The organism is Streptomyces syringium, from assembly GCF_017876625.1.
Lineage (GTDB): Bacteria > Actinomycetota > Actinomycetes > Streptomycetales > Streptomycetaceae > Streptomyces > Streptomyces syringius.
In genome coordinates, this window is the sequence record NZ_JAGIOH010000001.1 from 5,678,674 (window position 1) to 5,690,738 (window position 12,065).

General features: G+C 70.6%; 10 protein-coding genes. 9 read left to right on the forward strand and 1 reads right to left on the reverse strand.

Going from position 1 to position 12,065, the window contains the following annotated elements; genetic code table 11:
* Nucleotides 1-157: 157 nt before the first annotated feature.
* Together JO379_RS25380 and JO379_RS25385 are read left to right on the forward strand one after the other, a co-directional pair.
* Nucleotides 158-847, forward strand: a complete 690-nt coding sequence (locus JO379_RS25380; RefSeq protein WP_130881825.1) for a GNAT family N-acetyltransferase — start codon at nt 158-160, stop codon at nt 845-847.
* Nucleotides 848-940: 93 nt separating this feature from the next.
* On the forward strand, nt 941-2,914 hold the full coding sequence (locus JO379_RS25385) for an ATP-dependent DNA helicase (RefSeq protein WP_130881824.1): 1,974 nt from the start codon (nt 941-943) through the stop codon (nt 2,912-2,914).
* 110 nt (nt 2,915-3,024) lie between these two features.
* Here the strand turns inward: JO379_RS25385 and lexA are convergent, their stop codons facing one another.
* Nucleotides 3,025-3,810, reverse strand: coding sequence for a transcriptional repressor LexA (gene lexA, locus JO379_RS25390; protein ID WP_130881823.1), 786 nt, complete (start codon nt 3,808-3,810; stop codon nt 3,025-3,027).
* 612 nt (nt 3,811-4,422) lie between these two features.
* On the opposite strand from lexA, the gene nrdR reads away from it, so the two are divergent.
* The 7 genes from nrdR to rnhB all read left to right on the forward strand — a co-directional run bounded on the left by nrdR (nt 4,423) and on the right by rnhB (nt 12,024).
* Entirely contained in the window at nt 4,423-4,935 is a 513-nt protein-coding gene (gene nrdR / locus JO379_RS25395) for a transcriptional regulator NrdR (RefSeq protein WP_130881822.1), read from the forward strand.
* 116 nt (nt 4,936-5,051) lie between these two features.
* Nucleotides 5,052-7,931, forward strand: a complete 2,880-nt coding sequence (locus JO379_RS25400) for a vitamin B12-dependent ribonucleotide reductase (RefSeq protein WP_130881821.1) — start codon at nt 5,052-5,054, stop codon at nt 7,929-7,931.
* A gap of 164 nt (nt 7,932-8,095) precedes the next feature.
* On the forward strand, nt 8,096-8,926 hold the full coding sequence (locus tag JO379_RS25405) for an arylamine N-acetyltransferase family protein (protein ID WP_209517098.1): 831 nt from the start codon (nt 8,096-8,098) through the stop codon (nt 8,924-8,926).
* A gap of 33 nt (nt 8,927-8,959) precedes the next feature.
* On the forward strand, nt 8,960-9,565 hold the full coding sequence (locus JO379_RS25410) for a YdbC family protein (protein ID WP_130881819.1): 606 nt from the start codon (nt 8,960-8,962) through the stop codon (nt 9,563-9,565).
* A 128-nt stretch (nt 9,566-9,693) separates the two neighbouring features.
* A complete protein-coding gene (locus JO379_RS25415) occupies nt 9,694-10,353 on the forward strand; it encodes a histidine phosphatase family protein (protein ID WP_130881818.1) in 660 nt (219 codons plus the stop codon).
* A gap of 11 nt (nt 10,354-10,364) precedes the next feature.
* Nucleotides 10,365-11,258, forward strand: coding sequence for an ADP-ribosylglycohydrolase family protein (locus JO379_RS25420; RefSeq protein ID WP_209517100.1), 894 nt, complete (start codon nt 10,365-10,367; stop codon nt 11,256-11,258).
* Nucleotides 11,259-11,322: 64 nt separating this feature from the next.
* Complete coding sequence (rnhB, locus tag JO379_RS25425) at nt 11,323-12,024, forward strand: ribonuclease HII (protein WP_130881816.1); 702 nt, start codon at nt 11,323-11,325, stop codon at nt 12,022-12,024.
* The last annotated feature ends 41 nt before the right edge of the window (nt 12,025-12,065 follow it).

Genomic DNA, 12,065 nt, shown 5'->3' on the forward strand with positions numbered 1-12,065 from the left:
GGCTCAGCGGGCATCGGCGGCGGTCGAGATACGGAGGATCTCCGAGGGACCCGGCAGCCCGGAGGGCGGTGGGGCTAGCGGGGTCAAAGAGAGCCATGAGGCTCAGGGGGTTCAGGGGGGACCTACTCACGGGGGCATCCAGGAGGAGAGCGACGCTGTGCCACCCATCGACGCCGACGCGGATTCCGGTCCGGACACCCTCGACCTGCGCTATTCCGACGAGTTCGTCGAACTCATCGCCTACGACCGCCCCGAGGCGCCCGTCTCCCGTGCCCCCGACCTGCTGGACGGCCTCGCCGGCTGGGGCCCCGTCGACAGCCCCGCCGGCGCCTTCCAGCTCGTACCGGTCCGGATCGAGCGCGACCTGCGCCTGGTCGCCCGCTGGATGAACGACCCGGCCGTCGCGGCCTTCTGGGGCCTGGCCGGCCCCGACAGCGCGAGCGCGGACCACCTGCGCACCCAGCTCGACGGCGACGGGCGCAGCGTGCCCTGTCTCGGTGTGCTCGACGGGGTCCCCATGAGCTACTGGGAGGTCTATCGCGCCGACCTCGATCCCCTCGCCCGTTATTACCCGGCCCGGCCGCACGACACGGGGCTGCACCTGCTCATCGGCAAGGTCTCCGACCGGGGCCGGGGCCTGGGCACGACCTTGCTGCGGACCGTCGCCGACCTGGTCCTGGACCACCGGCCGTCCTGCGGCCGGGTCGTCGCCGAACCCGATCTGCGCAACACCCCCTGTGTCGCCGCGTTCCTCGGCGCGGGCTTCCGGCTGACCGGTGAAGTCGACCTGCCCGACAAGCGCGTGGCCCTGATGATCCGCGACCGCTGTCTGCGCGACGTCCTGTGAAGCGGGCGCCGTGCCGTGCCGTGTGAGGATCCCGTTCACTCCGTACTCCATGAGTACGGCGATGTCAGTGCCGCCCCTTAGGCTGGAAGAGCTATGACTGCCTCCTCCTCCCTCACCGACCTGCTGCACGCCGCCGTCACCGCCGTCGGGGGCAGTGAGCGCCCCGGCCAGGTCACCATGGCCGAAGCCATCGCGGAAGCCATCGACGGCAACGCCCATCTGCTCGTGCAGGCCGGTACCGGCACCGGAAAGTCCCTGGGCTATCTGGTGCCGGCCCTCGCCCACGGCGAGCGGGTCGTCGTCGCGACCGCGACGCTCGCGCTCCAGCGCCAGCTCGTCGAGCGTGATCTTCCGCGGACCGTCGATGCCCTGCACCCGCTGCTGCGCCGCCGTCCGCAGTTCGCCATGCTCAAGGGCCGGTCGAATTACCTGTGCCTGCACCGGCTCCACGAGGGAGTGCCGCAGGAAGAGGAGGAGGGGCTTTTTGACCCCTTCGAGGCGGCCGTGCCGTCCAGCAAGCTCGGCAAGGACCTGCTGCGGCTGCGCGACTGGTCGGACGAGACCGAGACCGGCGACCGGGACGATCTGACGCCCGGCGTCTCCGACCGCGCGTGGTCCCAGGTCTCGGTCACCTCCCGGGAGTGCCTCGGCGCCTCGAAGTGCGCGTACGGCGCGGAGTGCTTCGCCGAGGCGGCCCGCGAGCGCGCCAAGCTCGCCGATGTCGTGGTCACCAACCACGCCCTGCTCGCCATCGACGCGATCGAGGGCGCCCCGGTGCTCCCCAGCCACGAGGTGCTGATCGTCGACGAGGCCCATGAGCTGGTCTCCCGGGTCACCGGAGTCGCCACCGGCGAGCTCACTCCCGGCCAGGTCAACCGCGCCGTGCGCCGGGCCGCCAAGCTCGTCGACGAGAAGGCCGCCGACGCGCTGCAGACTGCCGCCGAGAGCTTCGAGCGGCTGATGGAGCTGGCCCTGCCCGGGAGACTGGAGGAGATCCCGGAGGACCTCGGCTACGCCCTCATGGCACTGCGCGACGCCTCCCGCACGGTGATCTCGGCGATCGGTGACACCCGCGACCGGTCCGTCCAGGACGAGGACGCGGTCCGCAAGCAGGCGCTGGCCGCGGTGGAGAGCATCCACGCGGTGGCCGAGCGCATCGTGGAGGGGTCCCCCTACGACGTCGTCTGGTACGAGCGCCATGACCGCTTCGGCGCGTCGCTGCGCGTCGCGCCGCTGTCGGTCTCCGGTCTGCTGCGCGAGAAGCTCTTCAATGAGCGTTCCGTGGTGCTCACCTCGGCCACGCTCAAGATCGGCGGCGACTTCAACGGCGTCGGTGCCTCCCTGGGCCTCGCCCCCGAGGGCATCGAGGGCGACGACCTCCCCCAGTGGAAGGGTGTGGACGTCGGCTCCCCGTTCGACTACCCCAAGCAGGGAATCCTCTACGTCGCCAAGCATCTCTCCCAGCCCGGCAGGGAAGGCAGCCGGAGCGACATGCTGGACGAGCTGGCCGAGCTGATGGAGGCCGCGGGCGGCCGGACGCTCGGGCTGTTCTCCTCCATGCGGGCCGCTCAGGCCGCGGCCGAGGAGCTGCGGGGCCGGCTCGACCTGCCGATCCTGCTGCAGGGCGAGGAGACGCTGGGCGAGCTGATCCGGACCTTCGCCGCCGACGCCCGTACGTGTCTGTTCGGCACGCTGTCCCTGTGGCAGGGCGTCGACGTGCCGGGGGTGAACTGCCAGCTCGTCGTCATGGACCGGGTGCCCTTCCCCCGCCCCGACGACCCGCTGATGAGCGCCCGGCAGAAGGCCGTGGAGGAGGCGGGCGGCAATGGCTTCATGGCCGTCGCGGCGACGCACGCGGCGCTGCTGATGGCACAGGGGGCCGGCCGGCTCGTACGGGCGTCGGGCGACCGGGGCGTGGTCGCGGTGCTCGACCCGCGGCTGGCGACGGCTCGCTACGGCAGCTTCCTGAGGGCCACGATGCCGGACTTCTGGTACACCACGGACCGTAACCAGGCGCGCCGCTCCCTGGCGGCCATCGACGCCGCGGCGAAGGCGGATGAGAAGTAGAAGCGCGGGCCGAGGGGGCCGGGCCCGCCCCACATACAGAGCGGGGCCCGCGCGCATACAGCAGGGCCCCGGAACCGGCGCAGTGGTTCCGGGGCCCGGTCTTCGCGGACTCACACCCGCCGCAGCACCGCCACGACCTTGCCGAGGATGGTGGCCTCGTCGCCGGGGATGGGCTGGTAGGCGGCATTGTGCGGCAGCAGCCACACATGGCCGTCCTCGCGCTTGAAGCGCTTGACGGTCGCCTCGCCGTCGAGCATCGCGGCCACGATATCGCCGTTCTCCGCGACGGGCTGACGACGCACCGTGACCCAGTCGCCGTCACAGATGGCGGCTTCGATCATGGAATCGCCGACCACCTTCAGCACGAACAGCTCGCCGTCGCCCACCAGTTGGCGGGGGAGGGGGAAGACGTCCTCGACGGACTCCTCGGCGAGGATCGGGCCGCCGGCGGCGATCCGGCCGACCAGGGGGACGTACGACGCGGCGGGCTTACCGGTCGTGTCGGTCGGCTGGGAGCTCGGCTGATCGGAGCCGCGCACCTCGTAGGCCCGGGGGCGGTGCGGATCCCGTCGCAGGAACCCCTTGCGCTCCAGGGCCATCAGCTGATGGGCCACGGAAGAGGTGCTGGAGAGCCCCACCGCCTGGCCGATCTCTCGCATGGACGGTGGGTAACCGCGGCGCTGGACCGAGTCCCGGATGACCTCGATCACGCGGCGCTGCCGGTCGGTGAGTCCGGAGCTGTCCGCCCGGATTCCTGGTGGGCGTCCCGGGAGTGAGCGGGCCGGCTTCTGCCCCTCGGCGTTCATGGCTGCGTCATTCATCGGGTGTGCCTGGTCGAGTCGGCTCTGGGAGCGGTCCTGGGCGGTGATGGTGGCGCTGTCTGCGGTGGTGGTCACGTCGGCCCCTCTCGAGATGTTCTCCCTAGCTGGACAACGGTAGTTGCTTTCGAAAGGTTGCGCCAAACACACGTTCGAGTGAAATATCGCAGATTACCTGACGTGATCAGACGGGAAGGTGTACAGGCGGAGATCAATTCGCCCATTGCGGTAGCCTTCGGTGCGAACGCCACCGGATGGCGCGCAGGTCGCCGGACCGGGCAATGCGCCCCAAAGTGCCATCGGCCGTCGGGCCTGTGGCGCGGCGCCCGCAAGGGATCCGAAGGGTCCGGTGCCGGCCCGGTGTGCCGACGCCAGTGTGCCATTCGCGGGCCCGTGGTGGCCCGTCCGGGGCCGCTCCCGCGCGTCCCGGGCCCCGTCCGACGGTGTCGGCGCCGGTCCTCCGCGGTGCGACACGCGCTCGGCGCGCTTGCCTGCCAGCCACCAGATCTAGTGGTTTGATGGCGACGGCCACCCACCAGTAGTGGTCCGCGGGTGGCCCTGGTGCATTCCGGTCGCGGCCATCGCCTATGCTGGGGGCTGCTTCGCGAGGCCTGTACGAGGCCCGTCGAAGCCGAAGATCGTGTACAGCTTTTTTCGAGGTTCCTCGAGGGTGAAGGAGGGTGGAGAGCCATGCACTGCCCCTTCTGCAGGCACCCCGACAGCCGGGTCGTCGACAGTCGGACCACCGATGACGGTTGTTCGATCCGCAGGCGCCGCCAGTGCCCCGACTGCTCCCGTCGCTTCACGACCGTGGAGACCGCGTCACTCATGGTGATCAAGCGGAGCGGGGTCACCGAGCCCTTCAGCCGCAACAAGGTCATCTCCGGCGTGCGCAAGGCGTGCCAGGGGCGCCCGGTCACCGAGGACGCCCTGGCCCAGCTCGGCCAGCGTGTCGAAGAGGCGGTGCGTGCCACGGGCAGCGCCGAGCTCTCCACGCATGACGTCGGCCTCGCCATACTCGGCCCGCTCAAGGACCTCGACCTGGTCGCGTATCTGCGGTTCGCGTCCGTGTACCAGGCCTTCGACTCGCTGGAGGACTTCGAGGCCGCCGTCGCGGAGCTCCGCGAACAGCGGCCCGCGACAGACGCCGTCGGCCGCGGCGAGGACGTCGACGTTCCCGCGCCCGCCGCGGCCGCCGACTAGCAGCGGCGACCACACAGGATCAGCCCGGCGCGCTCCGCGCGCACGGGTGGAAGACACACACCGCGCCCCGGAAGAATTGGGCGCATTAGGGCGTTTTGCCCGTAGAGGGAGGCGGCATGACAGAGACGACGAGCGGCCCGGCACGAGGTTCCCGCTCCAAGGGAAACAAGGGTGCCAAGGGTCTGCGCATCGAGCGCATTCACACCACTCCCGGTGTCCACCCCTACGACGAGGTGGTCTGGGAGCGTCGTGACGTCGTCATGACCAACTGGCGCGACGGCTCGATCAACTTCGAGCAGCGTGGCGTCGAGTTCCCCGACTCCTGGTCGGTGAACGCGGTCAACATTGTCACGAGCAAGTACTTCCGCGGCGCGGTCGGCTCCCCGGACCGCGAGTCGAGCCTCAAGCAGCTCATCGACCGAGTGGTGCGCACCTACCGCAAGGCCGGCGAGGAGCACGGTTACTTCGCCTCCCCGGCGGACGCCGAGATCTTCGACCACGAGCTGACCTACGCCCTGCTGCACCAGGTCTTCAGCTTCAACTCCCCGGTCTGGTTCAACGTCGGCACCGCTCAGCCGCAGCAGGTCTCCGCCTGCTTCATCCTCTCCGTCGACGACTCCATGGAGTCGATCCTCGACTGGTACAAGGAAGAGGGGATGATCTTCAAGGGCGGCTCCGGCGCCGGCCTGAACCTCTCCCGCATCCGCTCCTCCAAGGAGCTGCTCTCCTCCGGCGGCAACGCCTCCGGTCCGGTCTCCTTCATGCGCGGCGCCGACGCCTCCGCCGGCACCATCAAGTCGGGCGGCGCCACCCGTCGCGCGGCCAAGATGGTCGTCCTGGACGTCGACCACCCGGACGTCGAGGCCTTCATCGAGACCAAGGTGAAGGAAGAGGAGAAGGTCCGCGCCCTGCGCGACGCCGGCTTCGACATGGACCTGGGCGGCGACGACATCACGTCCGTCCAGTACCAGAACGCCAACAACTCCGTCCGGGTGAACGACGAGTTCATGAAGGCCGTCGAGGCCGGCTCGAAGTTCGGTCTGCGCGGCCGCATGACCGGTGAGGTCATCGAGGAGATCGACGCCAAGGGCCTCTTCCGCAAGATGGCCGAGGCGGCCTGGGCCTGCGCCGACCCGGGCATCCAGTACGACGACACGATCAACCACTGGCACACCTCGCCGGAGTCGGGCCGGATCACCGCGTCCAACCCGTGCTCGGAGTACATGCACCTGGACAACTCCTCGTGCAACCTCGCCTCGCTCAACCTCATGAAGTTCCTGCGCGACGACGACCAGGGCAACCAGTCGTTCGACGCCGAGCGCTTCGCCAAGGTCGTCGAGCTGGTCATCACGGCGATGGACATCTCCATCTGCTTCGCCGACTTCCCGACCGAGAAGATCGGCGAGACGACCCGCGCCTTCCGCCAGCTGGGCATCGGCTACGCCAACCTGGGCGCCCTGCTGATGGCCACCGGCCACGCGTACGACAGCGACGGCGGCCGTGCGCTCGCCGGTGCCATCACCTCGCTGATGACCGGCACCTCCTACCGCCGCTCCGCCGAGCTCGCCGCGGTCGTCGGCCCGTACGACGGCTACGCCCGCAACGCGGACGCCCACCAGCGCGTCATGAAGCAGCACGCGGACGCCAACGGCGCCGCCAAGCGCGTGGACGACCTGGACACCCCGGTCTGGGCCGCGGCAACCGAGGCGTGGCAGGACGTCATCCGCCTCGGCGAGAAGGACGGCTTCCGCAACGCCCAGGCCTCGGTGCTCGCCCCAACCGGCACCATCGGCCTGATGATGGACTGCGACACCACGGGCGTCGAGCCGGACCTGGCCCTGGTCAAGTTCAAGAAGCTCGTCGGCGGCGGCTCGATGCAGATCGTGAACAACACGGTGCCCAAGGCGCTCAAGCGCCTCGGCTACCAGCCGGAGCAGGTCGAGGCGATCGTCGCCCACATCGCCGAGCACGGCAATGTGATCGACGCCCCGGGCCTGCGGACCGAGCACTACGAGGTCTTCGACTGCGCCATGGGCGAGCGCGCGATCTCCGCCATGGGCCACGTGCGCATGATGGCCGCCGCGCAGCCGTTCCTGTCGGGCGCGATCTCCAAGACCGTGAACCTGCCGGAGTCCGCGACCGTCGAAGAGGTCGAGGAGGTCTACTTCGAGGGCTGGAAGCTCGGTCTGAAGGCGCTCGCGATCTACCGCGACAACTGCAAGGTCGGCCAGCCGCTCTCCGCCAAGAAGAAGGAGAAGGAGGCGGCGAAGGCCCCCGAGGCCGTCGCCCCCGCCGCGGAGAAGGTCGTCGAGTACCGCCCGGTCCGCAAGCGGCTGCCCAAGGGCCGTCCGGGCATCACCACCTCCTTCACCGTGGGTGGCGCCGAGGGCTACATGACCGCCAACTCCTACCCGGACGACGGTCTCGGTGAGGTCTTCCTCAAGATGTCCAAGCAGGGTTCGACCCTCGCGGGCATGATGGACGCCTTCTCGATCGCCGTCTCGGTCGGTCTGCAGTACGGCGTCCCGCTGGAGACGTACGTCTCGAAGTTCACGAACATGCGCTTCGAGCCGGCCGGCATGACGGACGACCCGGACGTGCGGATGGCGCAGTCGATCGTCGACTACATCTTCCGCCGCCTGGCGCTGGACTTCCTGCCCTTCGAGACGCGCTCGGCGCTGGGCATCCACTCCGCCGAGGAGCGCCAGCGTCACCTGGACACCGGCTCCTACGAGCCGTCCGACGACGATGTGGACGTCGAGGGCCTGGCGCAGTCCGCGCCGCGGCACATCGAGGCCCCGAAGACGGAGTCCCCGGCGCAGCCGGCGGCCGTGGTCCCGGCCCCGAAGCAGGTCCACAACTCCACCGAGCTGGTGGAGATGCAGCTCGGCCTGAACGCGGACGCGCCGCTGTGCTTCTCCTGTGGCACGAAGATGCGCCGTGCGGGCAGCTGCTACCTCTGCGAGGGCTGCGGCTCGACCAGCGGCTGCAGCTGACAGTCGCCTGAACCGAAGGGGAGCCGGCCCGGTGCCGGCTCCCCTTCGGCGTACCGGGGCGTCGCAGACGCCCGTCCCGACCGTCCGTCCCGGGCCGATCGTCAGCGGTCATTTCCGATCGTGAATACTGGCCGGACGACCAGGCAAGGGGAGTGAGTGGCGGTATGGGCGAGTCCCTGTGGGGCGGCGACGAGCTGGACCTCGACGGCTACCTGGCGCGCATCGGATTCACCGGCACACCGCGGGCGGACCTGGCGACGCTCCGGGCCGTGCACCGGGGACACGTGGCCGCCTTCCCCTTCGAGAACCTGGAGATCCTGCTCGGCCGCCCCGTCCTGCTCGACGTCCCGGCGCTGCAGGACAAGATGGTGACGCGCCGCCGCGGGGGCTACTGTTACGAGCAGAACCTGCTGCTGGCCGCCGCTCTCGACCGCGTCGGCTTCTCCTTCACCGGGCTCGGGGCACGGGTCCGCATGGGCAGTGACAGCCGGCGCCCCGCCACCCATATGGCGCTCGCGGTCCAGGCCGACGGCGAGCAGTGGCTGTGCGACGTCGGGTTCGGTGGCGAGGGGCTGCTGGAGCCGCTGGCGTTCCGGGACGGGATACGCGAGCGCCAAGGGGACTGGACGTTTGGAATGGAGCGCGAACAGAAGGGCGTACGCGTCCTTCGCACGCTCCACCCGGAGGGCTGGTTCGACCTCTACGCGATCGGCCCGGAGGAGCGGTTCCCCGTCGACTACGCGGTCATGAACCACTACATCTCGACGCACCCGCGCTCACCCTTCGTCTCCCGGCCCGTAGTGCAGCAGACGGAGTCCGATCACCGGCGGAATCTGGTCGGCACGGTCCTGACGAGCACTCGCGCCGACGGCTCGCGTGACACCTGCGAGGTCGGGGTGGAGGAGTTGCCGGATGTACTCGCGCGGGAGTTCCGGATCGAGCTGAGCGCGGCGGACGCCGAGACGCTCGCGCGGGTGTACTCCTCCGGTACGTGATACGCGCCACTGCCTGGGCCGTACGATGGCGCGGTGCTGGTCAAGTGGATTCGCTGCACCGTGGTGGACCGCCGCGGGTTCGAGCGGGGGCAGCGGAAATGGGCGGGGTTGCTCGGTGAGCCCGGATTCCGGGGGCAGGGCGGCGGCTGGAGCCGTGGGCGTCCGCAGGTGGCGCACCTCTTCGGCTTCTGGGAGAGCCGCGCCTTCTACGACTCCTTCATGGCGCGCTCGCACGACAGACTGGCGGCCTCCCAGGCCGGTACGTACAAGGACATCCAGGTCCGGCTGTTCGAGCACCGCTTCGACGTGAAGGTGGGTTTCCGGCCGCAGTTCTCCGACGCGGACGTGGTGCGGTTCGCCCACTGCCGGATCCGCGCGGACCGGGTGGAGCACTTCACGCACATGCAGGAGAAGGTGTGGAATCCGGCGATGGCCGGGTCTCCGGGGATGCTGCGCGGTGTGTTCGGCGAGGCGCCCGGCCAGGAATTCCTGGTGCTGTCGATGTGGAACTCCGAGGCCGAACACGGCAAGTACCGGACCGAGCGGGTGGAGCGGCTCGCCCTGCGGGCGCAGACCGAGGCGGACGTGGCGGCCATCGCGGGCGACATCGTCGCGATAGAACCGTCCTGGACGGTGTGACAGCCCGGCCCCGGCCGCTCCGGCGCCGGTCACGTACCGCGCGCCCCCGCCCCCGGCCGCACTCCGGGGTCTCCGCCGGTTCCCGGAGCGGCGAGGCGGGTGGCCGGTACTCGATCTAGGGTGGCGGCATGTCACGGCCCCGGCGCATCGTTCTCATCCGACACGGAGAGTCGGAAGGAAATGTCGACGACACCGTCTACGAACGGGAACCCGATCATGCTCTGAGCCTGACCGAGAGGGGCCGCAGGCAGGCCGAGGAGGCCGGGGTGCGGTTGCGTGAGCTCTTCGGCGACGAGCGGGTCTCCGCCTATGTCTCCCCCTACCGCCGCACCCACCAGACCTTCCAGGCCCTCGGGCTCGACCCGCGCCTCGTACGGGTCCGCGAGGAGCCGCGGCTGCGCGAGCAGGACTGGGGAAACTGGCAGGAGCGCGAGGACGTACGCAAGCAGAAGGTCTACCGCGACGCCTACGGGCACTTCTTCTACCGATTCGCCCAGGGCGAGTCGGGCGCGGACGTCTACGACCGGGTGGGCGCCTTCCTGGAGAGCCTGTGGCGCAGTTTCGAGGACCCGGCGCACCCGCCGAACGTCCTGATCGTCACGCACGGCCTGACCATGAGGCTGTTCTGCATGCGCTGGCTGCACTGGACCGTCGCCGAGTTCGAATGCCTGTCGAACCCCGGCAACGCCGAGAGCCGCGCCCTGCTGCTCGGACCCGACGGCCGGTATCACCTGGACCGGCCGTTCGAGCGCTGGTGCACCCCCGAATCGTACGGCTTCACCGGTTAGAGTTCGCTGCGATGACCGCTGACCGATTCCACCGAGCCCTGGGGAGCCTGCGAGGGCTGGCCGTGGGCGACGCCCTCGGCTCCCAGTTCTTCGTCCCCGACAACTATCCGTCCCTCAAGCGTCGCGCGCTGCCGCCCGCTCCCTGGCAGTGGACCGACGACACCGAGATGGCCTGTTCCGTGCTGGCCGTCCTCGCCGAGCACGGCCGCATCGACCAGGACGCGCTCGCGCGCTCCTTCGCCCAGCACCACGACTTCGACCGCGGCTACGGTCCGGCGGTCAACCGGATGCTGCGGCTGATCAGGGAGGGCGGCGACTGGCGCGAGCTGGCCGCCGCGCTGTTCCAGGGCCAGGGCTCCTGGGGCAACGGCGCGGCCATGCGCATCGCCCCGCTGGGCGCCTGGTACGCGGACGACCCCGAGCAGGCCACGCACCAGGCGGAGATCTCGGCCTACACCACCCACCAGCACCGCGAGGCGGTCGCCGGGTCCATGGCCGTGGCCGCCGCCGCGGCGATCGCCGCCGACCCGTCGGGCGACGTCGACCCGGGCGCCCTGCTGGACGGCGTGATCGCCCTGGTGCCCCGCAGCGCCGTGCAGGCGGGGCTGCGCCGCGCCCGCGACATGCTCGACTACGGGGACGCGACCACCGTCGCGGCCGTCCTCGGCTGCGGTCGGCGCACCAGCGCCCACGACACGGTGCCCTTCGCGCTGTGGGCGGCGGCCCGCCATCTCGGCTCCTTCGAGGAGGTGTTCTGGACGACAGCGCAGGCGGGCGGCGACGTGGACACCACCTGTGCGATCGCCGGCGGCGTGGTGGCGGCCGGGGTGCGTGGCGCCCCGCCCGCCGACTGGCTGCGGCAGACCGAGGACCTGCCCGACTGGCTGCCGGTCGCCGCGCGCTGAACTGACGGGCGGTAGTGGGGGCGGCGCGCCGCGTGCCGCCCCCGGGGCGTACGCTTACAGCGTCATGCCGTACGAACCGCCTACCCACCGCGTCGAGCGCTCGCTCCGCGCCACGACCGGAGCCAAGATCGTCGCCGGTGTCGACGAGGTCGGCCGGGGCGCCTGGGCCGGTCCGGTCACCGTCTGCGCGGCTGTCACGGGGCTGCGTCGGCCGCCGGACGGCCTCACCGACTCCAAGCTCCTGACGCCCAAGCGGCGCACCGCGCTCGCCCAGCAGCTGGAGAGCTGGGTGACCGCCCACGCCCTCGGTGACGCCTCCCCTCAGGAGATCGACGAGCTGGGGATGACGGCGGCGCTGCGCCTGGCCGCGTGCCGCGCCCTGGACGCGCTGCCGGTGCGGCCCGACGCGGTGATCCTCGACGGCAAGCACGACTACCTCGGCGACCCCTGGAAGGTCCGTACGGTCATCAAGGGCGACCAGTCCTGTGTGGTCGTCGCCGCGGCCTCCGTGATCGCCAAGGTCCGGCGCGACGCGATGATGGCCGAACTGGGCGCCGTCCACGCGGACTTCGGTTTCGGTGACAACGCCGGATACCCCTCGCCGGTGCACCGGGCCGCTCTGGAGGAGCTGGGCCCGACTCCGTACCACCGGATGTCCTGGGCCTACTTGGACGCGCTGCCGCGGTGGCAGCACCTCAAACGGCCGCGCATCAGCCCCGAAACCGTCGCCTTGGAGGCCGGAGGCCAGATCGGCTTCGACTTCTGAGCGGCCCCTGTGGCCACCCGCCGATGCGACCCGCACCGGCG

Excerpts from the sequence above, each read along its gene's own strand:
- rnhB (WP_130881816.1), top strand. The coding sequence starts at position 11,323 with ATGCCGTACGAACCGCCTACCCACCGCGTCGAGCGCTCGCTCCGCGCC.
- JO379_RS25400 (WP_130881821.1), top strand. The coding sequence starts at position 5,052 with ATGACAGAGACGACGAGCGGCCCGGCACGAGGTTCCCGCTCCAAGGGA.
- JO379_RS25405 (WP_209517098.1), top strand. The coding sequence starts at position 8,096 with ATGGGCGAGTCCCTGTGGGGCGGCGACGAGCTGGACCTCGACGGCTAC.
- JO379_RS25420 (WP_209517100.1), top strand. The coding sequence starts at position 10,365 with ATGACCGCTGACCGATTCCACCGAGCCCTGGGGAGCCTGCGAGGGCTG.
- JO379_RS25385 (WP_130881824.1), top strand. The coding sequence starts at position 941 with ATGACTGCCTCCTCCTCCCTCACCGACCTGCTGCACGCCGCCGTCACC.
- nrdR (WP_130881822.1), top strand. The coding sequence starts at position 4,423 with ATGCACTGCCCCTTCTGCAGGCACCCCGACAGCCGGGTCGTCGACAGT.
- JO379_RS25415 (WP_130881818.1), top strand. The coding sequence starts at position 9,694 with ATGTCACGGCCCCGGCGCATCGTTCTCATCCGACACGGAGAGTCGGAA.